This window comes from Allobosea sp. FBZP-16, from assembly GCF_002831785.1.
Lineage (GTDB): Bacteria > Pseudomonadota > Alphaproteobacteria > Rhizobiales > Beijerinckiaceae > Allobosea > Allobosea lupini.
In genome coordinates this window covers 122,814-145,977 of the sequence record NZ_LNCQ01000006.1, presented here as the reverse complement: position 1 = coordinate 145,977, position 23,164 = coordinate 122,814, and the positions used below count along the sequence as shown (strand labels likewise).

Genomic DNA, 23,164 nt, shown 5'->3' with positions numbered 1-23,164 from the left:
AAAGTCTTTCGCAGCTCATGAGCGCCCTTCCCGTCGCAGAGGCGCCCGGCCATGGCCGGGCGCTCGTCATCCGCAACCTCGTCAAGGAGTATCGCAAGGGCCAGCCGGTCCTGCGCGACATCTCGCTCAGCGTCTCCGAGCCCGGCATCGTCGCGATCATCGGCCCGTCCGGCACTGGCAAGTCGACGCTGATCCGCTGCATCAACCGTCTGGTCGACCCGACCTCCGGCTCGATCATGCTCGGCGAGACCGATCTGGCGAAGCTGCAGGGCGAGCCTCTCAGGGCGGCGCGCCGGCGCCTCGGCATGGTCTTCCAGGAATACAACCTGGTCGAGCGGCTGACGGTGATCGAGAACGTGCTCTGCGGCCGGCTCGGCAATGTCCCGGTCTGGCGCGCCTGGACGCGGCGCTTCCCTGAAGCAGACATCGCCCGCGCCTTCGCGCTGCTGGAATCCGTCGGGCTCGGCGATTTCGCCACCCGCCGCGCCGACCAGCTCTCCGGCGGCCAGCGCCAGCGCGTCGGCATCGCCCGCGCGGTGATGCAGGAGCCGGACCTGATCCTCGCCGACGAGCCGACCTCCTCGCTCGATCCCAAGACCTCGGTCGAGATCATGGAGCTGCTCGCCAAGGTCGGGCGCGAGCGCAATATCCCGGTGCTGGTCAACATCCACAACGTCGCGCTGGCGCGACGTTACGCGCTACGGATGATCGGTATGTCCAAGGGCCTCGTCATCTATGACGGGCCGCCGGCCGGGCTGCAGGACAGCCATCTCGCCGAGATCTATGGCGGCGAAGGCTGGATGGAATGAGCGCCCCTCCTGTGAGCGCCGGCGGCAGCCTGCGCGCCCGCGCCTTCCCGCCGAACTGGCCGCTGCGCCTCGGCGCGGTGCTGTTCGTCGCCTATGTCATCTACGCCGCCGGCATCGTCGACATCCGCTGGGAGCGCTTCGTCCAGGGCCTCGGCAACGGTGCGCGCTTCCTCGGCCGCATGTTCCCGCCGAACCTGGCGCACGACAAGCTGCAGCTGCTCGCGCAGGGCATGCTGGAATCGCTGCAGATCGCCATCATCGCGACCGGCGCCGGCGTGCTGCTGGCCTTGCCCGTCGGCCTTTGCGCCGCGCGTAACCTGATGCCTCTGCCGGTGACGATCCTGGCGCGCGGTCTCATCGCGCTCTGCCGGACCTTCCACCCGGTCATCGTCGCCATCCTTTTCGTCAAGGCGGTCGGCTTCGGTGCGCTCGCCGGCATCCTGGCGCTGATCGTCGCCACCATCGGCTTCATCGCCAAGCTGATTGCCGAGGCGATCGAGGAGATGTCGATGAAGCCGATCGAGGCGCTGCGCGCCGCCGGCTCGCCTTTCCTCTCGGTGGTGATCATGGGCGTAGTGCCGCAGGTGCTGCCGCGCTTCATCGGCTTTGCCGCCTACCAGCTCGACTCGAACCTGCGCAATTCCGCCCTCGTTGGCCTGGTCGGCGGCGGCGGCATCGGCGCGACCCTGTTCACGGCCTTCCAGCGCTTCGACTACGACTTCGTCCTGACCATCATCATCGCGATCATCCTGGCGGTGATGGCCGGCGAGATCCTCTCCGCCTTCATGCGCCGGGTCTATCAGGACGAAGCGCCGAGCGGCGAGGTCAAGCAAGGCGCATCCGGCCCGGTCTGGCATCGCTTCACCGCGGCCGAGCGCGGCATGCGCCTCGCCTTCTGGGGCGTAGCGGCGCTGGCGCTGGGCTGGTCGGTCCAGACCATCGAGGTGATCCCGGAATTCCTCTACGACGCGCCGGCGCAGACGGTCGACCTCTTCGCGAGGATGTGGCCGATCGACTGGGCCTACTTCCCCAAGACCGTGCAGCAGGCGCTGATCGAGACGCTGCATACCGCGACGCTTGGCACGGTGCTGGCGATCCTCATGGCAACGCCGGTCGCGCTGATGTGCGCCCGCAACATCTCGTCTTCGCTCTGGGTCAACACGCTCGGCCGCTTCATCCTGGTCGCGACCCGCTCGGTGCATACGCTGGTCTGGGCGCTGCTCTTCGTCGCCATCTTCGGCCCCGGTGCCCTCGCCGGCGTCATGGCGGTGGCGGTGCACTCGATCGGCTTCACCGGCAAGTTCCTGGCCGAGGCGATCGAGGAGGCCAAGCCCGGCCCGATCGAGGCGCTGCGGGCCGCCGGCGCGCCTTGGCGCTCGGTCCTGCTCAAGGGCTTCTGGCCGCAGGTGAAGCCGGCTTTCCTCGCCGTCAGCCTGTTCCGCTGGGACATCAATGTGCGCGAGAGCGCCGTGCTCGGCCTGGTCGGCGCCGGCGGCCTCGGCGTCGCCCTGCAGGCAGCGATGGACAATCTCTACTGGGATCAGGTCGGGCTCGTGCTCGTCGTGATCTTCGCGGTCGTGGTTGTCACCGAGATCGTCACCGCGACGCTGCGCGCAAGGGTGATCTGAGACGAGAGGCGCAGGCCTCCCGTTTCAGCTCCGCAGCAAGGGCAGCAGCTGTTCGCCCTGCCTTCTGATCTCGGGCAGATAGGGCGTGTCCGACAGGACGAAATGGCTGATGCCAAGGTCGCGATACTTGCACAGCGAGCGCGCGACGTCCTCAGCCGAGCCGACCAGCCAGGTGGTGCCGGCCCCGCCGCCGCCGAACTTGCCCGGCGTGGTGTAGAGATTGTCGTCGAGCACCTCGCCGCGGCCCTGCAGGTCGAACAGGCGCTGCTGGCCGACGGCGACACCGCGCCGGTGGTCGTTCCAGCCCTGGCCCTTGCCCTGCGCCATCTCGGCGACCTTGGCCTGCGCTTCAGCCCAGGCCTGCTCCGTGGTGTCGCGGACGAAGGTGGTGACCCGCAGTCCGAATTCGAGCGGCGGCAGGTCGCGGTCGAGATCGCGGCTCAAGGCCTTCAGCCGCTCGATGCGCTGACGGACATCGTCGAGCGGCTCGCCCCAGAAGAGCTGGACATCCGCTTCGGTCGCGGCCACCCGCTCGGCCGCATCGGAGGCGCCGCCGAAATAGAGCCTGGGATGGCGCCGCGCGCCGCGTTGTTCGATACGCGGCACCACGGTCGATCCGTCGACCCGGAAATGCTCGCCGGCGAAGTCGACATTCTCTTCAGTCCAAAGCCTGCGCACCAGGCGCATGAACTCCTTGGTACGGCCGTAGCGATGCGCCTGGTCGCCCTCGCTGTCGCCATAGGCGGCGAGATTGTCCTTGCCGGACACGATGTTGATGCGCACGCGCCCGCCGGTCAGGTGGTCGAGCGTCGCTGCGGCGGAGGCGAAGTTCGCCGGCCGCCAATAACCCGGGCGGATCGCGATCAGCGGCTCGAAGGTGGTGGTGCGGGCCGCGAGCGCGGTCGCGACCGTAAAGGTGTCCGGCCGGCCCCAGCCGGTGCCGAGCAGCGCGCCCTTCCAGCCATGATCCTCCAGCGCCCTGGCGTGGCTGGTCAGCGTCTCCAGGCTGTTATGGCCTTCGACCGTGGAATCGCCGCGATGACCGGGCTCGACGACATTGGGGATGTACCAGAGGTATTCGGATTCAAGGCTCATATCGTCGCGTCGCAGTCAGCTGGTCAGCAAGTTTGCGCCTCGCCCGAAGACAATATCGGGCGGCATTTGCGCATGCTCCAGAGTGCGCGCCGGCCCAGCGCTGCGTCAATGAAAACGTTCGATCAAAAGAACGATATAGTTGGAATAACGATCTCCATTTTGCCCTGACGGGAGAATGCCGTGCTAGATCACTTCATTCTTCAGCCCATCTCGGGAATCCACAGCCTCCGGACGGCCATCGGGAGCGCCGGGCTTGAACGGCAATCGTCCAGCCTTCGCGCGGATCCAGCCGCAAGACAGCTCGTGTCAGATGGGCGCGAACAGGTCGCGGCTAAGGCGCCAGGCCGTAGAACCTTCAGCCAGGGTCATGCAGCCATGGCCGAGCTGAGCCCTCCGCTCATTGCCGAGCAGGGCTGCATACAGGTCGAACTTTGCCCACAGATCGGCATCTGTCAAAGGACGCCGCCGGTCACCGCGGGCAGACGAGACGTCCGACTCGGCGACATGGCCTGATTTCAGGACGATGCGCAGGCGCGCCAGCCTCTCCGCGGGAAAACGGCGGGAGAGCTCGGCCGCTTCGACCAGCCGTATCCGTTGCAGCATCTCCTTGATCGCGGGATCGGCGAGGCCGGCGCCGCCGATCTCCTCAGCGCCGAGTCTCCCGCGAACCATGAAGGCCGCCAGCGGAAAGCCGATCGCGTACTGCGCCATCTCGGTCGATGCCGGCAGTTGCGCGCCGAGCCGCACGGCTTGGTGGAACGTCTCCACCTCGATCAGATCAATGTCCGAAGCCTCGAATTGATGCCGGCCAAGAAGGCTGCTGGCCGCCTCGATCGCAGGCTGCGCCCAGCGGCAGACCGGCCAGGGCTTGAAATACTGGTCGACGATCAGCCAGCGTTCGCCGAGATCGGCCCAGATCGCCGCCTGTTCGGGCGCCTCCAGCGTGACCGCCGGTGCGCCGGTGAAGCTGTCCTTCGCCAGATAAGCGGCGCTGACGCCAGCCAGTGCACCCCAGCCCGAGCCGTCCTTGACCATGGTCGGGTGGTCGATGCAGCGCATCATCTGGCTGCGTGGTCCGTGATATTCGGCGATGCCCAACGCATGGCGCGTGCGCTCGCCGTCGAGGCCGAGCAGGCGGGCGGCGACGGCGGCGCAGCCGAGCGAATTCCAGGCGCCGGAGGTGTGATAGTCGCAGGCGCTGGCGTGCAGCGCGATGCCGGCCCGCGTCGCGATCTCGTAGCCGAGGACGAGGCCGGTCAGCAGCGCCTCGCCATCGAGAGCGCCGTCCTCGAGCATCCCTTCGGCATCGGCGACAGCAAGCAGCGCCGGCATGATCGCGACGCCGGCATGGCCCTTGGTCAAAGCGTGACCGTCATGAGCGTCGAAGGAATCGATCGTCGTCGCCCCGGCGAAGGCCGCGCCGGCTGCGCTCACGCGGCGCCCGTCGAAGAGCAGGCGCGCGCTCTTTCGCCCGGCGCCGAGATGATCGACCGCGAAATCATGCGCGATGCGCGAGAGCGCGGTCTGCCGACCACTGATGGCGACGCCGACGAGATCGAGCAGGCAGCGACGGGCCTGGTGGACGACCTCGGGCGGCAACTGCGCGAAACTCAAACCGTGGATGAAGTCGATCGGGCCGGTCATGGGCTAATGCGCTCGCTGTTCGAGATCAGACTGCACAGCAAGGCGCCGACCAGCGCCGGATCGCCGTCGCGGGCGGTCGGCAGGCGCCGCCTTGCCGCTTCGCCATCGGCTTGCGACAGCTCCGCCATGATGAGTTCCGGCGCTTCTCCCGCACGCGCCAGCTCGCGGCCGCAGGCATCGAGGATGCGCGATCCGCCCCAGAACGCAGCGCCACCGCGCCTGCCGCAGTGATTGGCGAAGAGGGTCGGCAGGCCGTAGGTCATCGCGGTGTGGGCGAGGTTGATCTCCCAGCCGCGCGGATTGTCGAAGCCGTTGCCGACAGCGCCGAGCGCCGACGCTGCCGGCAGGAGCAGCAGGCTGGCGCCGCCGAGCGCGGCGAGCCAAGGCAGCGCCGGGTTCCAGGCATCGGCGCAGATCAGCGTGGCGGCGTGCCAGCCCGCAGCGAGTTCGACCGAAGCAAGACCGCTGCCGCGGGCATAGACACGATCCTCGCGCAGGGCGCCGTAACCCGGCAGATTGAGCTTGCGATGGATCGCGAGCAGCCTGCCGTCGCGGAACAGGCCCTGGCTGTTGAAGAAGCGGCCCTCTTCGCCGCGCTCGATGAAGCCGGCCGAGACCGTGATGCCGTCAGCCGCCTCGGCGAGGCGCGCAAGCGGATTGGCGTCCGGCCTCAGTGCCAGCGCCCCGCAGTCCGGCGCGACGAGATAATCGGTCAGCGACAGCTCGGGAAAGAGCAGCAGCTCTGCGCCCAGCCCGCGCGCCCGGGCGATGGCGTCGAGGTGCATGGCAAGGTTTGCAGAAAGCTCGGCCGGCTCGCACCGGATCTGGGCGATCGCGACCTTCAGCGACGACATGGGGCTCTCGCAGGACAGCCGGAGACGCGGTGCGCCTCCGGCTCGGGCGGAACGATCAGACCAGCGACTGCGCCTTGAGGAAGCCGGCAGCGACCTCCTCGATGCTCTTCTTGTCGACATCGACGGACGCGTTGAGCCTGGCCATCGTCGCGTCGTCGAGCTTGGCGGAGAGCCCGTTCAGCAGCTCGGCCAGCTCCGGGTTCTTGTCGAGCGTCTCCTTGCGGACGACCGGAGTCATCGCATAGGTCGGGAAATAGCCCTTGGTGTCGGCCAGGATGACGAAATCGAAGGCGGGAACGCGCCCGTCCGTGGCGAAGACGAGGCCGACATCGACCTGGCTGTCGCGCAGCGCCTGGTAGACGAGGCCGGTATCCATCCGCACCACGTTCTCGCGGCCGAAATCGAAGCCATAGGCCTTCTGCAGCGGAGCGAGCCCGTCGGGTCGAGCGTAGAACTCGGCATTGCAGCCGAACTTCAAGGACTGGCCACCGGTCACCTTGGCGGCGAGATCGTCGAGCGTCCTGACGCCCTTGGCCTCGGCGTCCTTCTTGCGCATGGCGAGTGCATAGGTGTTGTTGGCCTTGGACGGGTTCAGCCAGACGAGCCCTTTGGCGGCATCGAGCTCCTTGACCTTCGCATAGGTTGCGGCCGCGTCCATCTTGTCGACGACCTTGTTGAAGGTGATCAGCGAGGTGCCAGTGTACTCCCAGTAGAGGTCGATCTGCCCGGCTTCCTGCGCCTGGCGCAGCGGCGCGGTGCCGAGGCCCGCGCGCTTGTCGACGGTGAAGCCCTTGGCCTTGAGCAGCTGCGTCGTCATCTCCGACATGATCTGCTGCTCGGTGAAGTTCTTGCCGCCGACGACGATGGTCTGCGCCTGCGCGGCGAGCGGCAGGGCGGCGAAGGCCAAAGCGGCGGAAGCGAGTCCCAGGAAACTGCGCTTGTGCATGGTCGTACTCCCCTTTTCTGGTTGTGTGCCGCTGCTCAGCGCAACGGGTTGACGCCTTTGGGAACCAGCCAGAACTGGATCTGGCCGATCAGGAAATCGACGAGCACGGCGAGCAGCGCCGTCGGGATCGCGCCCGCCAGCAGCATGCTCGGCTCCATCAGGTCGATGCCGGTGAAGATGAGTTCGCCAAGGCCGCCGCCGCCGATCAGGAAGGCCAGCGGCACGGTACCGATATTGATGGCGAAGGCGGTGCGCACGCCGGCGAGGATGACGAAGACGGCGTTGGGCAGCTCCACCCGCCGCAGGATCTGGCCGGGCGTCATGCCCATGCCGCGCGCCGCCTCGATCAGATGCTGCGGCACCGAGCGGAGGCCGGCGATGGTGTTGAGCACGATCGGCAGCAGCGTCAGCACGAAGAGCGCGAAGACCGCGGGCGGCGAGCCGATGCCGAGGAAGGACATCGAGATCGCGAGCAAAGCGAGGGTGGGGATGGTGGTGCCGAGATTGACGATCTGCGTCACCGCATCGGCGAAGATCTCGAAGCGCGGGCGCGTCAGCAGGATGCCGAGCGGGATGCCGACGATTAGTGCGATGGCGCCCGACATCGCCGCGAGAGCGAGATGCTGGCGGATGAGATAGGTCACGTCGCCCGAGTGGCTCAAAATGGCGGGGATGGTGCCGCGCGCCTGCAGCCAGGCGCCGAGCGCGAAGGCACCGAAGACGACGAGCCAGCGAAGCGTTCCTGCCAGGCCCGCGCGCGCCATCTCAGCTTTCCCGGTAGGTCGCGCCGAGCACCTGGGTGATGCTCTTCTGGGTGATGTAGCCCTTGTAGAAGCCGTCATCGTCGACGCAGGCGAGCCAGGTCACGCCATGGGTAAACATCTGCGAGACCGCGGTGCGCAGGTCGTCTCGGAGATTGACGACGCCGGGCAGCGGCTCCTGATGCTCGCCGACCGTGCCCTTGCGCTCGCGCGCCTCTTCCAGCCGCACCACGCCGCGGGCCCGGCCGCGCGGCCCGACCATCACGATCGAGATATGGCCATGCTCCTCCATCAGCCTGGCGGCCGTATCGAGCGTGTCCTCGGCGTGCACGCGCGGTGGCTGCGCCATCATGGCGTCGGTGACCTTGATCAGCCGCAGCCGCTTCAGGGTCCGGTCGGAACCGACGAACTCGGAGACGAAAGCATCGATCGGATGGGCGAGGATGTTGTCGGGCGTGTCGTACTGGATCAGCTTGCCGTCTCGGAAGATCGCGATGCGGCTCGCCATCTTCACGGCTTCGTCGATGTCGTGGCTGACGAAGACGATGGTCTTTTTCAGCTCCGCCTGGAGCTTCATGAACTCGTCCTGGATCACCTCGCGGTTGATCGGGTCGATCGCCCCGAAAGGCTCGTCCATCAGCAGTACCGGCGGGTCGGCGGCGAGCGCGCGCACCACGCCGACGCGCTGCTGCTGGCCGCCGGAGAGCTGCTTGGGGTAGCGCTTGAGGAAGACCGAGGGGTCGAGATTGACCATGTCGAGCAATTCGGCGGCGCGCTTGCGCGACTTCGACGCCGGCCATCCGAGGAGGTCCGGCACGACGCAGATGTTCTCCTCGATCGTCATGTTGGGGAACAGGCCGATCTGCTGGATGACGTAGCCGATCGAGCGCCGCAGCGTGACTTCGTCGACCCCGGCCGTATCCTTGCCGTCGACATAGATCCTGCCCGCGGTCGGCGGGATCAGCCGGTTGATCATCTTCATCGTCGTGGTCTTGCCGCATCCGGATGGGCCGAGCAGGACGCAGACGGCGCCGGCCGGCACCTCCATGTCGATGCGATCGACGGCGATCATCGTGCCGAAATGCTTGGAGACCTGCTCGAGACGGATCATTTCAGCTTCAATCCCGGCGAGGTGAGCAGGCGCTGCGCGAAGAGCAGGCCGTAATCGGCGAGGATCGCGAGCAGGCTGACGGCGATGGCGCCGGTCAGGAGCTGGCGGATATCGGTCTGCGAGATGCCGCGCGAGATGAAGGTGCCGAGGCCGCCGGCGCCGATGTAAGTCGCGATCGCGGCGATCGCGATGTTCAGCACCACCGCGCTGCGCACCCCGTTCAGGATCACCGGCAGCGCCAAGGGCAGCTCGACCCGGCGCAGCCGCTCCAGCGTGGTCATGCCCATGCCCCGCGCCGCCTCGCGCAGCGCCGGATCGACGTTCATGATCGCCGTATAGGTGTTCCGGATGATCGGGAGCTGCGCGTAGAGGATCAGCGCGATCACCGCCGGCAGGTAGCCGATGCCGTGGCCGATAGTCGAGAGCAGCGGGATCAGAAGGCCGAACAGCGCGATCGAGGGGATCGTGATGATGATCGAGGCAATGTAGAGGACAAGATCGGCGGCGCGCTTGCTCTGGGTGATCGCGATGCCGGTCGGCACGCCGGTCAGGATCGCGACGCCGACGGAGACGGCGACCAGCGAGACATGCTCGAGCATGCGCTGTCCGATCACCGGAAGGTTCGCCATGATGAAGGCGATCGTCTCCACTCTCGTCCCCTCGCAGCGGTTTTCCGCCTTTTCGAGGGAAAGTGTCGATCAGAACCGTTCCAGCCTCGGGCCGGGAATGCGACATCGCATGTCGCGCTTGCGACCTGCCGTGCTCAACTGGCAGAAGCCGGCGCCGTCTCCTCGCTCGCAGGCCGTCCGCGGAGCTGGCTCGGCCGCACGCCCTGCAGCTTCTTGAACCAATGGGCAAAATGCGATGTCGAGGTGAAGCCGGCCGCAATCGCGACCTCCAGGACCGGACGGTCGGAATAAAGCAGCAGCTCGCGCGCCCGGTCGATGCGCAAGGAGAGATAGTAGCGCGCCGGCGAGGTCTGTAGATAACGCAGGAACAGCCGCTCGAGCTGGCGCGGGCTCATGCCGACCTTCTCGGCGATCTCGGCAATCGAGATCGTATCCTCGACATGGCGTTGCATCAGCTTGAGCGCGTTGCGCACCGCCGGCGGCAGGCTCGACATCCGCTCCAGCCGGCCGCCGCTCTGGTTGTCGCGCTCGTCGCGGATGCGGTCATGGTGGAACTGGTTGGCGACGCGGCGGGCGAGATCGGCGCCATGGCGCTCGGTGATCAGGTGCAGCATCAGGTCCATCGCCGCCGTGCCCCCCGAGCAGGTCATCCGGTCGCGATCGATCTCGTAGAGCTTGTCGGTACAGACGAGATCGGGGAACTCCTCCTGGAAGGCGGGGCGGTTCTCCCAGTGGATCGTCGAGCGATAGCCGTCGAGCAAGCCGGCGCGCGCCAAGAGATAGGTGCCGGTCGAGAGCGAGCCGACGCGCACGCCGCTGCGCGCCGCCTTGCGCAGGATGGCCAGATAGCGCCGCTCATCGACCGACTGGATGCGCAGGCCGCCACAGACGAAGAAGTAATGCGAGCCGGGCAAGGCGGTCTCGGCCGCCTCGGTCGGGATCGGAATGCCGTTCGACGCTGCTAGGACGCCGCCGTCGAGGCTCGCCAACCGCCAACGCCAGGCCTCGCGATCGACCAGCCGGTTGAGCGAGCGCAGGGGCTCGATGGCCGAGGCGACGCTCATCATCGAGAAGCCCTCGACGAGCAGCAGCGTCACGATCTGGGTGCCGGCCGGCGCCTCGTTCATGCCTTGGCCTCCTGCCCTGATCATCCCGCCTGGAACCGATCCAAGCAAAGCGGATTTCCGACATTGTTGCAATGAAAGCGACATGGCCTCGTCGCAAAGCTTGCCTGCGAGGTCGGAATGCCTCGGCCTCCCTGCCCTGCGTCGGCACAAGATCGCGGCATCCATCCGCAGGGTCTTCAGCCGATGATCGATCGCGACCGCATCCGCCAGCTCCTTGCCGAGCGCCGCGAGGGCCATAGCCTGCCGCAGGCCTTCTATGTCGATCCGGCGATGCACGAGACGGACATCAAGGCCGTGTTCGAGACCGACTGGCTGTTCGCCTGCAATGCCAGCGAGATCAAAAAACCGGGCGACTACCTGACCCTGACAGTCGGCGAGAATCCGGTGGTCGTGCTGCGCGACCGGGATGGACAGGTGCGCGCCTTTCACAACAGCTGCCGCCATCGCGGCTCGCGCATCTGCGGCCATGAGAAGGGCCGCGCCAACCGGCTCGTTTGCCCCTATCACCAATGGGTCTACGAGCTCGACGGCTCGCTGCTCAACGCCCGCCAGATGCCGGCCGACTTCGACCGTTCGGCCCATGGGCTGAAGCCGGTCCATGTCGAGGTGATCTGCGGCATGGTCTATATCTGCCTCGCCGAGAGCCCGCCCGACCTCTCGCGCTATCGCGAGGCGGTGACGCCCTACATCGCGCCGCATATGCCGGAGCGCACCAAGGTCGCTTTCGAGATGACCCTGATCGAGGACGCCAACTGGAAGCTCGTCATCGAGAATAACCGCGAATGCTATCACTGCGCCGGCAACCATCCGGAGCTCCTGGTGACGCTGGTCGAGTTCGCGCTGCCGGACGATCCGCGCGGGCCGGCCGAGTTCAAGGAGCTGATGGAGCGCAAGACGGCGAAATGGGATGCGCTGGGCCTGCCGCATCAGCCGGCCGATGGCGGCGAGGAATTCCGCTGCATCCGCCTGCCCTTCCACGAAGGCGCCCTTTCCTTCACGATGGACGGCGGGCCGGCCTGCAACAAGCTGCTCGCCGATTTCACCGAGCCCGATCTCGGCTCGGTCCGGATGTTCCGGGTTCCCAATAACTGGAACCACTTCCTCGCCGACCACATCCTGCATTTCAGGGTGCTGCCGCTTTCCCAGGACAAGACCGCGGTGCGCACGACCTGGCTGGTGCATGAGGATGCGGTCGAGGGCGTCGATTACGACATCAAGCGGCTGACCGAGGTCTGGATCGCGACCAATGCGCAGGACGCCGAGCTCGCCGCCGTGAACCATGCCGGCATCCGCTCCATGGGCTACCAGCCCGGGCCCTACGCCCCGACCGAGTTCATGCTCACCAACTTCACCAACTGGTATGCCGGCAAGATGGCCGCCTATGCCGGCGAGCCCGCGCCGCTCAGGATTGCCGCAGAATGAGCCTGGGCAGCCTGGAAGCGCCGATCGCTGCTCCGGCAGCCGATCTGCTGCAGCTCGTCGTCGCCGAGATCCGCGACGAGACGCATGACGTGAAGACCTTCGTCTTCCGGCCGGAAGGCGGCGTCCCGCGCTATGCAGCCGGCCAGTCGATGACGCTGAAGCTTTCGATCGATGGCGAGACGCTGTTCCGCACCTTCTCGCTCGCCTCGGCACCGGACGCGTCCGGCACGATCGCGATGACGATCAAGGCGCATGCCAAGGGCCGCGCCACGCGCTGGCTGCACGATGCGCTCATTGTCGGCGCACGGCTCGACGGCCGCCTGCCGAAAGGCCGCTTCACCATCGACAGCCGCACGACCGACAGGGTCGCCCTGGTTTCGGCCGGCTCGGGGGCGAGCCCGTTGATGGCGATGTTGCGCCATCTCGCTGCGACCAAGCCCGATATCGACGTGCACTGGCTCCATGCCGCACGCACGCCACGCGACATCCTGTTCGCCCGCGAGCTCGCCGCGCTGCAGGCGCGGATGCCCAATCTCAAGGTCGCCATGCTCGCCAGCCGACCGGAGCCCGGCTGGTTCGGCTTCGCCGGCCGGCTTGGGCGGCGACTGGTCTCGGTCGCACTGCCGGATTACGGGCGCCGCGAGGTCTTCTGCTGTGGCCCGGCCGGCTTCATGGAGGAAGCGCGATTGATCCACGCCGCCGAGGGCGGCGCCCGCGAGCTCTTCCATGTCGAGCATTTCGGCGCCGTCGCGGCCGTCCCGCCACCGCCGGTTCCAGCCGATGCGCCCGCCGGAGGCTATGCGATCCGGCTCGGCGGCAAGCATTTCACCGCCCGGCCGGGCGAGACGCTGCTGCAGGCCGCGACGCGCCAGACCATCGTCATCCCCTGCGGCTGCGCCTCGGGCATGTGCGGCACCTGCCGGGTCACTCTCGTCGAGGGCTCGGTCGAGATGCGGCACGAGGGCGGAATCTCGCCGGAAGAGGAGGCGCAGGGCTATATCCTCGCCTGCTCCTCGCGCCCGCGCTCGGATGTGACGATCGGATTGTAGGACCCGCTGCCAGCGTCACTGCGAAGCGGCCGGAGGCATGGATCGCCCCGTTCAACGCGATGACTGAAGCCGTGAACGCGCGCAGCCTCTCGCACGCAGGGTGGCCGGCACATACTGGCACCACCCGGGATTGCGCGGGACGCTGCGGATGGGGCCTGCTGCTTCGCGTCGCGCTCGGCTAACATGGCCATTGGCAAAATCCCTGGCCGGTGCCTTCGCAGCCTGCCGAACGACAGGTGGAGGCCGGCAGCACGGCATGAAGACGCTCATCGACTCCACCAATGCGCTGATCGACGGACTGGCGGCAATCCGCCTGCAATTCAGCGTTGCCGACCAGTTTCCGGCCGAAATCGTCGCCGCAGCGGAAGCTGCAGCCGGGCGCCTGCCAACCGAGCATGCCGATCGCACCGACCGGCGCTTCGTCACGCTGGACCCCGCGACCTCAACGGATCTCGACCAGGCCTTCGCGATCGAGCGCAGCGGCGGCGACCTGCTGCTGCATTACGCCATCGCCGATGTCGCCTGGTTCGTCGACGATGGCGACGCTGTCGACCAGGAAGCCTGGCGGCGCGGCACGACGATCTACCTGCCGGACGGCAAGGCCGGGCTGTATCCGCCGATCCTCACCGAGGGCGCCGCGAGCCTGCTGCCGGCGGTCTCCCGGCCGGCCGTGATCTTTACGACCCGGGTCGACGCGGACGGCAATGTCCATCTCGACGGCGCCGAGCGGGCTGTCATCCGCAGCACCGCCAAGCTCGCCTATGACAGCGTGGACGCCGCCGACCTGCCGCCCGATTTCGACGAGTTGTCCCGCCGTATCGATGCCGCCGAAAGCCGGCGCGGCGCGGCGCGCGTCGACCCACCCGAACAGGAGGTCAGCGCTCTCGGCGATGGCCGCTACCAGCTGACGTTCCGGCCACGCCTGCGAAGCGAGGAGCAGAATGCGGCCTTGTCGCTGGCCAGCAACCTCGCCATCGCCGACGCGCTCCTGGCGGCCCGTACCGGCCTGTTCCGGGTCATGCCCGAGCCGGATGAGAAGGCCGTCCAGCGCCTGCGCCACGCCGCGCAGGCGCTGGGATTGACATGGCCGGAGATGGAGCCCCTCGCCCAGTTCGAGAAGACGCTGAACCTGTCCGACAGCCGACATGCGGCCTTCACGCTGGCGGTGAGAAGGGCCAGCGGCGGCGCGAGCTATGTCCCCTACCGCGAAGGCGTCGTGCCCTGGCATGCGCCGATGGCGGCGAGCTATGTGCATGCCACGGCGCCGCTGCGCCGGCTGGCAGACCGCTATGTGGTGCGCGCCGCCCTCGCGGTCGCAAACGGCCAGCCGGTGCCGCCGGCGGTATCGTCCGCATTCGAACGATTGCCCCAGGTAATGGCGCGGGCCGACGCGCGTGATGGCCAGATCGACCGGGCCGTGATCGACCTGGCCGAGGCCCTGATGCTCAAGGGCAGTGAAGGCACCCTATTCAAGGCGGTGGTGACCGATGCGGACGAGCACGGCCTGCGCATCCAGCTCTGCGACTTGCCCGTTGTCGCTCGCGTCCGCGGGCAAGGTGGCACCCCGGGCGACAGGATCGAGGTCAAGCTGACCGCCGCCGATCCACTGCGCCATACGATCACTTTCGAACGAGCAGGCTGAGCGCGCGCGGCCCGGCCAGGGCAAGTGACAACGCCCGATGGTTGCGGGCAGATGGCGGGATGACGACTCAAAGCCCTGTCCGCGCCTATTTCTATCTGCTGGTCGCAACGCTCTTCTTCGGAAGCAATGTGGTCGCCGGCAAATTGTCCGTCAGCGAGATGTCGCCGATGGCGATCGTCATGCTGCGCTGGGTCATCGCTGCGACGTGCCTCGCCTTCATCGCCAGACGGGCGCTGCTGGCCGAATGGCGCGTCTTGCGCAGTCGCTGGCCGTTCATGCTCGCCATGGGCGGCATCGGCTTCACGATCTTCAACATCCTGTTCTACGCCTCCGCGCATACGACCAGCGCAATCAACATGGCGATCATCCAGGGCGCGACGCCGATCGTCGTGCTGCTGGTCTCGGGCGCGCTGCTCGGGACCTGGCCCCCGGCCTTGCAATGGCTCGGCGCGACGATCACCGTCCTCGGCGTCGTCATCGCCGCCTCGCACGGCTCCCTCGCCGTTCTGGTCGAGCTGTCCTTCAATCGCGGCGACATCCTGATGATCGTGGCCAGCATCATCTATGCGGTCTACACCGTCGGCCTGCGCTGGCGGCCACAGGTGTCGCCGCTCGTCTTCATCGCCGGGCTCGCCCTGGCGGCCTTGCTAACTTCGATTCCGCTCGCGATCGGCGAGGCCGCCCTCGGTCAGTTCCAATGGCCGACGCCCAAGGGCTGGGCGATCCTGCTGTTCATCGGGCTTTTCCCGTCGCTGCTGTGCCAGCTGCTCTATCTGCGCAGCGTCGAGCTCATCGGCGCCGCGCGGGCCGGCGTCTTCTACAATCTCGTCCCGATTTTCGGCATCGTCCTGTCGGTCGCCGTCGCGCATGAGCCGTTGCGGCCTTATGCGGTCGTAGCCATCGCCCTCGTCATCGGCGGGATCGCCATTTCCGAGATCCGCAAAGGCGCCTGAGACCGACGTCTCGATCCGCGCCCGCACCGTCCTGGGGCGGATAGCCGTGTCGCACCAATTGGATACTCGCGCCATTGCGACATGGCAGAGAGCAACGGCCGGGGCGCAGCCGATCTGAGCATTCTCGAGCAAAGCGAACAGTAGTTCGGGTGCAGATAACGCGATAAAGCAAAGATACAGAGCGTCGGCGAGCGACAGGTCCCGCCCACGGACGAGCGTGGCGGCCTGCTACTGCACTCGAGGATACATCTCTAAAATCAACCACTTAGGGAAGTGGCTGGGGGACTAGGATTCGAACCTAGACAACCAGAGTCAGAGTCTGGGGTCCTACCGTTAGACGATCCCCCAACGGGCGCGTTGTCTGCGACGCGTCGGATGGGGGCGATCTAAACAACCTCGCGCCCGGTTGCAAGCCTTCTGTGACGATTTCGACATGCGAGCCGCTCACAGCGCCTGGCACAGCGTCTCAAGCGATCGCCAAAGCCCACGCGACTGGACATCGGCGCGCGTCAGCTCCCGCTCAACGTGCGCCTGACGGCGTCGCGCCAGCCGGCAACGTGGTTACGGCGCGTCTCCTCGGCGAGGCCGGGCGAGAATCGCCGCTCCAGCCGCCAGCGGTCGGCGAACTGCGTCGGCTCGGGCAGAAGCCCGGCGTCGAGGCCGGCAAGATAGGCCGCGCCCAGCGCGGTGGTCTCCAGCACCTGCGGCCGATCGACCGGGGCGGCGAGGATGTCGGCGAGGCGCTGCATCGTCCAGTCGGAGGCGACCATGCCGCCATCGACACGCAGCACCGTCTCCGCCCCATCCGCCTCCGGCCAGTCGGAGCGCATCGCTTCCAGCAGGTCCAGTGTCTGGAAGCAGACCGAATCAAGCGCGGCACGGGCGAATTCGCGTGGACCCGTATTGCGCGTCAGCCCGAATAAGGCGCCGCGGGCGTTGGCGTCCCAATGCGGCGCGCCGAGGCCGGTGAAGGCCGGCACCAGATAGACCTGCTGCCCGGGATCGGCCTTGGCCGCGAGCGGGCCGCTGTCGGAGGCCTTCTCGATGATGCCGAGCCCGTCGCGCAGCCATTGCACGGCGGCACCGGCGATGAAGATCGAGCCCTCCAGCGCGTAATGGCGCACACCCTTGAGCTGATAGGCGATGGTCGAGAGCAGGCGATTCTGCGAGGTGACAGCCCTGGCTCCGGTGTTGAGCAGCGCGAAGCAGCCGGTGCCATAGGTCGACTTCAGCATGCCGGGCTCGAAGCAGGCCTGGCCCACGGTCGCCGCCTGCTGGTCGCCCGCGATGCCGCGAATCGCGATCGCGCCGCCGAGCAGGCCAGGTTCGCTGTCGCCGAAATGGGTGGCGCAGTCGCGGACGTCAGGCAGCATTGCGGCGGGAATGTCGAGCAGCGCCAGCAATTCCTCGTCCCAACGCCCCTGATGGATGTCGAACAGCATGGTGCGCGAGGCGTTGGTCGCGTCGGTGGCATGGACCCGCCCTCCGGTGAGGCGCCAGAGCAGGAAGCTGTCGACCGTGCCGAAGGCGAGCTCGCCGCGCTTCGCCCGCTCGCGGGCTCCGGGGACGTGGTCGAGGATCCAGGCGATCTTGGTGCCGGAGAAATAGGGATCGATGCGCAGGCCGGTGCGCTCGGCGACCAGCTTGCCGTGGCCTTCCGCTTCCAGCGCGGCGCAGCGCTCGGCGGTGCGCCGGTCCTGCCAGACGATGGCGCGGTGGATCGCCTGTCCGGTGCTGCGGTCCCAGACCAGCGTGGTCTCGCGCTGGTTGGTGATGCCGATCGCCGCGACCTCCCCTGCCCGCGCCTCGGCGCGCGCCAGCGCCTGCCGACAGACCGAGAGAGTGCTCTCCCAGAGATCCTCCGCCTCGTGCTCGACCCAGCCCGAAGCCGGATAATGCTGCGGGAACTCCTGCTGGGCACTGGCGAGCGGCTGCAGATTCTCATCGAACAGGATGGCACGGGAGGACGTCGTGCCCTGGTCGATCGCCAGAATCATGCGCCGCGCCGCCATGCCGTTTCTCCCGATTGGTCGCCGCCGGCTTGGTCATGCCGGTCGAGGCGAGCTTTGCCGCGAAGACGGGACACAGGCAAGCGCCGCCGACCATGCCGCAGTTTCGCCACAGGTTCCGCTTGGCAGGGGCCGCGTGCTGTTGTTACGCTGCCCTTCGAATGGAAACGTTCCAGCTTCTTGCTGGACTCCGGCGGGCCACCATGACGGTCCTGACCGGCGAAGGGTTAGCCAGTGACGGTCGAAGACCGCCAGGATTCCGACCGCCCCCTCGTGGCGGTGGTCCCTCTACCGGGCGAGCGGCCCGCGCCGCCGGACGCGGTTCGTTTCGCTCCGGCCCCGTTCCAGCGCCCTCATCCGACCACTTACGCCGCGCTCGATCTCGGCACCAACAATTGCCGTCTGCTGATCGCCCGGCCGGCCCAGCACGGCTTCCGGGTCGTCGACGCGTTTTCGCGGATCGTGCGACTCGGCGAGGGACTCGGGGCCAGCGGGAAGCTTTGCGACGACGCGATGGATCGGGCGGTCGAAGCTCTCAAGGTCTGCAAGAGCAAGATGGACCATCGCGGCGTCACCCGGGCCCGCCTGATCACCACAGAAGCCTGCCGGGCTGCGACCAATGGTATCGAGTTCGTCCGCCGCGTGGGCGAGGAAGCAAGGCTCGAACTCGAGATCGTCGACCAGCGCACGGAAGCCTCGCTCGCCGTCACCGGCTGCGCCGCGCTGGCGGCACCGGAAGCCGGCGCAGTCATCGTCTTCGACATCGGCGGCGGCTCCACCGAGATCGTCTGGCTCGGCGGACGCGAGGCCGGGCGCGACCCCGCCTCCCGCATCCGCGAATGGGCCTCGCTGCCGATCGGCGTGGTCTCGGTGGCGGAGCGCTATGGCGGCATCGAGGTCGGGCGCGAGAAGTTCGAGCGCATGGTCACCGATTGCAGCGAGGCGCTGGCGCCGTTTGCGGCAAAGGCCGCGGCGGCGCGGAATGCGCCGAATTTCCACCTGCTCGGCACCTCCGGTACCGTCACCACCGTCGCCGGCATCCATTTGCGCCTGCCGCGCTATGACCGGCGGCAGGTCGACGGGCTGTGGATGCAGGATCGGGACATCTGCAGCGTCATCGACGAACTCGTCGCGATGGACTATGCCCAGCGTCAGGCCAATGCCTGCATCGGCCGCGAGCGGGCCGATCTGGTGCTCGCCGGCTGCGCCATCTTCGAGGCGATCCGGCGGGCCTTCCCGAGCCCGAAGGTGCGCATCGCCGATCGCGGCCTGCGCGAAGGCATCCTGCTCAGGATGATGCACGAGGATCGCGCCTGGTGGCGCCGAAGGCAATGACGACAACAAAGTCCGGCAGCGGCGGTGGCGCACGCGACCTGCGCATTAAGGTCAAGAAGCCCGCCAAGCGCAGCCATTCCTCGCAGCTCTGGCTCGAGCGCCAGCTGAACGACCCCTATGTGAAGCGGGCGCGCGAAATGGGCTATCGCTCGCGCGCGGCGTTCAAGCTCGCCGAGATGGACGAGCGCTACAAGTTCCTCAAAACCGGCCAGAAGCTGGTCGATCTCGGCTGCGCGCCGGGCGGCTGGTGCCAGGTCGCAGGGGCCAAGATCGGGCTTGAGAACGGCAAGGGCCGGATCGTTGGCATAGACCTCCTGCCGGTCGACCCCATCCCGCATGTCGAGCTGATCGAGCTCGACTTCATGGCGGAGGAAGCCCCTGCCCTGTTGACGGAAAAGCTCGGCGGCAAGGCCGACGGCGTGATGTCCGACATGGCCGGAAACACCACCGGCCACAAGAAAACCGACCATCTGCGGATCATCGGCCTCGCCGAGGCAGCGCTCGAATTCGCCAACAGCGTGCTGGCACCGGGCGGCTTCTTCCTCGCCAAGCTCTTCCAGGGTGGCGACACGGCCGGGCTGCTGGCGGAGCTGAAGCGCGATTTCGCCCAGGTGCGCAACATCAAGCCGGCAGCGAGTCGGGCCGATTCCTCCGAACTCTACGTGCTGGCGACCGGCTTTCGGCGCAAGGCCGAGTCTGCGGACGACAGCGAGCTCGGTTGACGTCGAGCCCTATCGGCTCGCGAGATCGATCGCCGCCTTGACCGCCACCACATAGCCCTGCGGGCCGAGCCCGGCGATGACCGCCGTCGCCGCCAGCGAGACATAGGATTTGTGGTAGTGCGGCTCGCGCCGGTGGATGTTGGAGATGTGCAACTCGACGACCGGCCCGGGAAACATCTTCAGGGCGTCGAGGATCGCGATCGAGGTGAATGAATAGGCGGCAGGGTTGATCACGATCGCTTCGCCTTGATCGATCGCCTCGTGGATCCAGTCGATCAGCTCGTATTCGCGATTGCTTTGGCGGAAGACGATCTCGCGCCCGCCGGCCGTCGCTCGACACATCGTCTCGATCTCGGCGAGCGTGGTCGAGCCGTAGATCTGCGGCTCGCGCGTGCCGAGCCGGTTCAGATTGGGGCCGTTGAGGACGTAGATCGGTTTGCTCACGGTTGGGGGTCCTGTCCTGTCAGCCCTGGTAGCCCATCAGGCGCGGCAGCCAGAGCACGAGGCTGGGGAAGAAGGTGATCAGCGCCAGTGCGACCAGCATGGCCCCGAGGAAGGGCATGCACTCGCGCACGATCAGGCGCAGCGGCACCTCGGCGATGTTGGTCATGATGAAGAGCAGCAGGCCGTAGGGCGGCGTGATCAGCCCCAGCATGATGTTGACGACGACGACCACGCCAAAATGCACCATGTCGATGCCGAGCGCCTTGGCGGTCGGGATCAGCACTGGAACCACGATGAGCAGGATCGCGGTGCCTTCGAGCAGGCAGCCGAGGATCAGCAGCAGCACGTTGACCAGGATCAGGAAGCCGAGCGGCGACAGGTTCCAGCCGGCCAGCAGCATGCGCAGGCTGTCGGGAATGTTCTCGATGGTGACGACGTAGTTGAAGACCAGCGCTCCGGCGATCAGCATGCCGATCGAGGCGGTGGTGCGGGCGCTGTAGGCGAGCGAACCGTAGAAGGCGCGAAAGCTGACGCTGCGATAGAGCAGCACCGAGACGGCGAGCGCATAGGCGGCGGCGACCGCGGCAGCCTCGGTCGGCGTCGTCGCGCCACCATAGATCCCGCCCAGCAGCACGACCGGCATCATCAGCGCCGGAAAGGCGCGCCAGGTGATCCCGGGCAGTTGCCGCAAGGGGATAGGCGGCTCGACCGGGAAATCGCGCCGTTTTGCCTCCGAGGCGACGATCGTCATCTGCGCCAGCGCCATCAGCAGGCCGGGAATGACCCCGCCGAGGAAAAGGAAGCCTATCGAGGCATCCGAGACCAGCGCGTAGATCACCATCGGGATCGAGGGCGGGATGATCGGCCCGATCACAGAGGAGGCAGCGGTCAGCGCCGCCGCGAAGGCCGGCGGGTACTTGCCGTCCTTGGTCATCATCGCCTGCATCATTCGGCCGGTGCCGGCGGCGTCGGCGATGGCCGAGCCCGACATGCCGGCGAAGATCACGCTCTGGACGATGTTGACATGGGCGAGCCCGCCCCTGAAGCGACCGACCAGCGCGTCACAGAAGCGCAGCAGCCGTTCCGTCATCGAGCCGATATTCATCAGTTCCGCCGCCAGGATGAAGAGCGGCACGGCGAGAATGACGTAGTTGGTGTACATGCCGTTGAGCAATTGCTCGGCGGCAATCGAGAGATCCTGTCCGGCGACGAGCAGGTAGAGGATCGAGCCTGCGATCATCGCATGGCCGATCGGCAGGCCGAGCAGCGACAGCGTGACGATGGCGAGGATGGCGAGGGAGAACGGCGTGCTCATACGCCCGAGCCCGCCTTGATGGGATCGAAGGCCTCGGGCGCCTTGCCGCGCAAGGCGCTGAAGCCGAGCCAGAGATAGCGGATGATCGCGCCGACCGCGAAGGCGATATAGATCGCATAGACCCAGTTGAACGGGATCTTCAGATAGGCGGTGCGCTCGACCTTCATGAAGGAGACGTAGTCCGCCATCGCCGGCAGCGAGATCACGTACAGCACGACGAGCGCGGTCGCGGTGATCAGCGCCATCACGCGGCGCGGACCTGGCCCGACCGCGCCATAGATGATGTCGAAGCGGATCTCCTCGCTCTCGCGCAGCACGAAGCCGGCGCCGAACAGCACCAGCCAGAGCCAGAGGATGACGCTGATCTCATGCGTCCAGCCGATCGGGAAGTTGAGCAGATAGCGGAAGACGATCTGCACCAGGAAGACGAGGAACATCGCCCCGAGCATCAGCGCGAGCAGGTTCTCGGCCCGGCGCGCCATGAAGGCACCGAGTGCTTTCAGCGAGTTCAGCATCGCCCCTCCGGTGAAATTCGGCCCGCCGGCCCCTCCGTCGGCGGGCCACGCCGCCCCCGAAGGGCCGGCGCTAGACCTCGGTCGCTCAAGTGTAGCGAAACGCTAGAGCGCGTTGATCTTGTCGATCATGCCGGGCACCCAGCCCTTGGCCAGCTCTGATTCCAGGTACTTCTTCTGGGCAAAGTCGCGGAAGGCCTTGAGATCGGGCGTATAGACCTCGAGCCCCTGCTTCTTGAAGAAGTCGACCAGCTCGGCCTCCTTGGCCAGGTGCTCCTTGGTGCTCCAGTCGATCGCGGCGTCAGCCGCGGCCTGGAAGGCGGCCTGCTTCTTCGCATCCATCCCGTCCCAGACGCGCTTGGTGACGCAGAGCAGGTCGAAACCGACGAGATGCGAGGTCAGCACGATCTGCGAGGAGACCTCGTAGAATTTCATGTTCTGGACGTTTGGCAGCGGATTGTCCTGCCCGTCGATCGCGCCGCTCTGCAGGCCGGTATAGACCTCGGCATAGGCCATCGGCGTCGGGTTGGCGCCAAGCGACTGGCCGAGGAATTGCCAGGCGTCGCCGCCGGGCATGCGCAATTTGACGCCAGCGAGATCGGCCGGGGTGCTGATCTTCTTCTTCGGCTTCAGGCCGACCTGGCGGGCGCCGAAATAGGTCGGGCCGAGAATTTTGATGTTGAGCTTGTCCTCGGCGATCTTCTTGAGATCGCGGCCGACATCGCTGGCGAAGACCTTCTTGAGGTGGTCGGCATCGCGGAAGAGATAGGCCGAGGTGACGATCGACCAGGCCGGAATCTGGTTCGAGACGTCCTGCGGCGCGATATTCCCCATTTCGAGGTTGTTGCGCTGCATGGCGACGAGTTCGGTGCCCTGCTTGAACAGGTTGCCGCCGTAATAGGGCTGCAGCGCGAAGTCGTCTTTGATGGCCTCGGCGAAGCGCTTCATCATCTCGGCGCGGATGTCCTGCTCCGAGAAAACCGCCGAAAATCGCAGATTCGGCTTGCCTTGTGCGAGCGCGGCACCACCCGTCAGCGCAAGAGCGCCGCCGGCCGCCAGAAGCGCACGCCTGTCGATACCCTGTTTCATGCCGTTCCTCCCGTGCGGGTTGGCCCGCTTCGAAGCAGACCATGCCCAAGCGCATATCAGCAATCAAC

The 23,164-nt window shown here is 67.0% G+C and carries 21 protein-coding genes and 1 tRNA gene; 8 read left to right on the top strand and 14 right to left on the bottom strand.

Going from position 1 to position 23,164, the window contains the following annotated elements; all coding sequences use genetic code 11:
- Positions 1-17: 17 nt before the first annotated feature.
- Both phnC and phnE read left to right on the top strand, forming a co-directional pair.
- Positions 18-809 carry a phosphonate ABC transporter ATP-binding protein gene (gene phnC / locus CXY91_RS01110; RefSeq protein ID WP_100958951.1) on the top strand — a complete coding sequence of 264 codons (792 nt, stop codon included), beginning with the start codon at positions 18-20 and terminating at the stop codon, positions 807-809.
- Complete coding sequence (gene phnE / locus CXY91_RS30765; protein WP_248307302.1) at positions 806-2,437, top strand: phosphonate ABC transporter, permease protein PhnE; 1,632 nt, start codon at positions 806-808, stop codon at positions 2,435-2,437. The genes phnC and phnE overlap by 4 nt, the downstream gene beginning before the upstream one ends.
- Before the next feature lie 24 nt (positions 2,438-2,461).
- Here the strand turns inward: phnE and CXY91_RS01100 are convergent, their stop codons facing one another.
- From CXY91_RS01100 to CXY91_RS01065, 8 genes are all read right to left on the bottom strand, one after another.
- Positions 2,462-3,532 (bottom strand): LLM class flavin-dependent oxidoreductase, encoded by a 1,071-nt coding sequence (locus tag CXY91_RS01100; protein WP_100958950.1) that lies wholly within the window; start codon positions 3,530-3,532, stop codon positions 2,462-2,464.
- 306 nt (positions 3,533-3,838) lie between these two features.
- Positions 3,839-5,176: an MmgE/PrpD family protein gene (locus CXY91_RS01095; protein ID WP_100958949.1), complete on the bottom strand. Its 1,338-nt coding sequence runs from the start codon at positions 5,174-5,176 to the stop codon at positions 3,839-3,841.
- Entirely contained in the window at positions 5,173-6,030 is an 858-nt protein-coding gene (locus tag CXY91_RS01090) for a nitrilase-related carbon-nitrogen hydrolase (RefSeq protein ID WP_158673218.1), read from the bottom strand. Before CXY91_RS01090 ends, CXY91_RS01095 begins: the two co-directional genes overlap by 4 nt.
- 55 nt (positions 6,031-6,085) lie before the next feature.
- Positions 6,086-6,976, bottom strand: coding sequence for a glycine betaine ABC transporter substrate-binding protein (locus CXY91_RS01085; protein WP_100958947.1), 891 nt, complete (start codon positions 6,974-6,976; stop codon positions 6,086-6,088).
- A 35-nt stretch (positions 6,977-7,011) separates the two neighbouring features.
- Positions 7,012-7,740, bottom strand: coding sequence for an ABC transporter permease (locus tag CXY91_RS01080; protein ID WP_091829794.1), 729 nt, complete (start codon positions 7,738-7,740; stop codon positions 7,012-7,014).
- A gap of 1 nt (position 7,741) precedes the next feature.
- Positions 7,742-8,848: an ABC transporter ATP-binding protein gene (locus tag CXY91_RS01075; protein WP_100958946.1), complete on the bottom strand. Its 1,107-nt coding sequence runs from the start codon at positions 8,846-8,848 to the stop codon at positions 7,742-7,744.
- Positions 8,845-9,498, bottom strand: a complete 654-nt coding sequence (locus tag CXY91_RS01070) for an ABC transporter permease (RefSeq protein WP_100958945.1) — start codon at positions 9,496-9,498, stop codon at positions 8,845-8,847. The genes CXY91_RS01075 and CXY91_RS01070 overlap by 4 nt, the downstream gene beginning before the upstream one ends.
- A gap of 113 nt (positions 9,499-9,611) precedes the next feature.
- Positions 9,612-10,604, bottom strand: a complete 993-nt coding sequence (locus CXY91_RS01065; RefSeq protein ID WP_100958944.1) for a GlxA family transcriptional regulator — start codon at positions 10,602-10,604, stop codon at positions 9,612-9,614.
- A 183-nt stretch (positions 10,605-10,787) separates the two neighbouring features.
- Between CXY91_RS01065 and CXY91_RS01060 the strand changes: the two genes are divergently transcribed.
- From CXY91_RS01060 to CXY91_RS01045, 4 genes are all read left to right on the top strand, one after another.
- A complete protein-coding gene (locus CXY91_RS01060; RefSeq protein WP_199777324.1) occupies positions 10,788-12,026 on the top strand; it encodes an aromatic ring-hydroxylating oxygenase subunit alpha in 1,239 nt (412 codons plus the stop codon).
- Positions 12,023-13,075 (top strand): FAD-binding oxidoreductase, encoded by a 1,053-nt coding sequence (locus CXY91_RS01055; protein WP_100958943.1) that lies wholly within the window; start codon positions 12,023-12,025, stop codon positions 13,073-13,075. Before CXY91_RS01060 ends, CXY91_RS01055 begins: the two co-directional genes overlap by 4 nt.
- 256 nt (positions 13,076-13,331) lie before the next feature.
- On the top strand, positions 13,332-14,717 hold the full coding sequence (locus CXY91_RS01050) for an RNB domain-containing ribonuclease (RefSeq protein WP_100958942.1): 1,386 nt from the start codon (positions 13,332-13,334) through the stop codon (positions 14,715-14,717).
- A gap of 59 nt (positions 14,718-14,776) precedes the next feature.
- Positions 14,777-15,670, top strand: a complete 894-nt coding sequence (locus tag CXY91_RS01045; RefSeq protein ID WP_100958941.1) for a DMT family transporter — start codon at positions 14,777-14,779, stop codon at positions 15,668-15,670.
- Positions 15,671-15,944: 274 nt separating this feature from the next.
- Here the strand turns inward: CXY91_RS01045 and CXY91_RS01040 are convergent.
- Both CXY91_RS01040 and glpK read right to left on the bottom strand, forming a co-directional pair.
- Positions 15,945-16,018, bottom strand: a tRNA-Gln gene (locus tag CXY91_RS01040).
- Positions 16,019-16,179: 161 nt separating this feature from the next.
- Positions 16,180-17,682, bottom strand: a complete 1,503-nt coding sequence (glpK, locus tag CXY91_RS01035) for a glycerol kinase GlpK (protein ID WP_100958940.1) — start codon at positions 17,680-17,682, stop codon at positions 16,180-16,182.
- Positions 17,683-17,913: 231 nt separating this feature from the next.
- Between glpK and CXY91_RS01030 the strand changes: the two genes are divergently transcribed.
- Both CXY91_RS01030 and CXY91_RS01025 read left to right on the top strand, forming a co-directional pair.
- Positions 17,914-19,014, top strand: coding sequence for a Ppx/GppA phosphatase family protein (locus tag CXY91_RS01030; protein ID WP_244543678.1), 1,101 nt, complete (start codon positions 17,914-17,916; stop codon positions 19,012-19,014).
- The gene (locus tag CXY91_RS01025) at positions 19,011-19,736 is read left to right on the top strand and encodes an RlmE family RNA methyltransferase (protein WP_100959057.1); all 726 of its coding nucleotides are present in this window, start codon (positions 19,011-19,013) and stop codon (positions 19,734-19,736) included. Before CXY91_RS01030 ends, CXY91_RS01025 begins: the two co-directional genes overlap by 4 nt.
- 9 nt (positions 19,737-19,745) lie before the next feature.
- On the opposite strand, the gene CXY91_RS01020 is transcribed toward CXY91_RS01025, so the two are convergent.
- The 4 genes from CXY91_RS01020 to dctP form a co-directional block, all read right to left on the bottom strand.
- A complete protein-coding gene (locus tag CXY91_RS01020; RefSeq protein WP_100958939.1) occupies positions 19,746-20,180 on the bottom strand; it encodes a type II 3-dehydroquinate dehydratase in 435 nt (144 codons plus the stop codon).
- 19 nt (positions 20,181-20,199) lie between these two features.
- Positions 20,200-21,495, bottom strand: a complete 1,296-nt coding sequence (locus CXY91_RS01015; protein ID WP_100958938.1) for a TRAP transporter large permease — start codon at positions 21,493-21,495, stop codon at positions 20,200-20,202.
- Positions 21,492-22,010: a TRAP transporter small permease gene (locus CXY91_RS01010; RefSeq protein ID WP_100958937.1), complete on the bottom strand. Its 519-nt coding sequence runs from the start codon at positions 22,008-22,010 to the stop codon at positions 21,492-21,494. Before CXY91_RS01010 ends, CXY91_RS01015 begins: the two co-directional genes overlap by 4 nt.
- A gap of 102 nt (positions 22,011-22,112) precedes the next feature.
- On the bottom strand, positions 22,113-23,096 hold the full coding sequence (dctP, locus tag CXY91_RS01005; RefSeq protein ID WP_100958936.1) for a TRAP transporter substrate-binding protein DctP: 984 nt from the start codon (positions 23,094-23,096) through the stop codon (positions 22,113-22,115).
- Between the last annotated feature and the right edge of the window lie 68 nt (positions 23,097-23,164).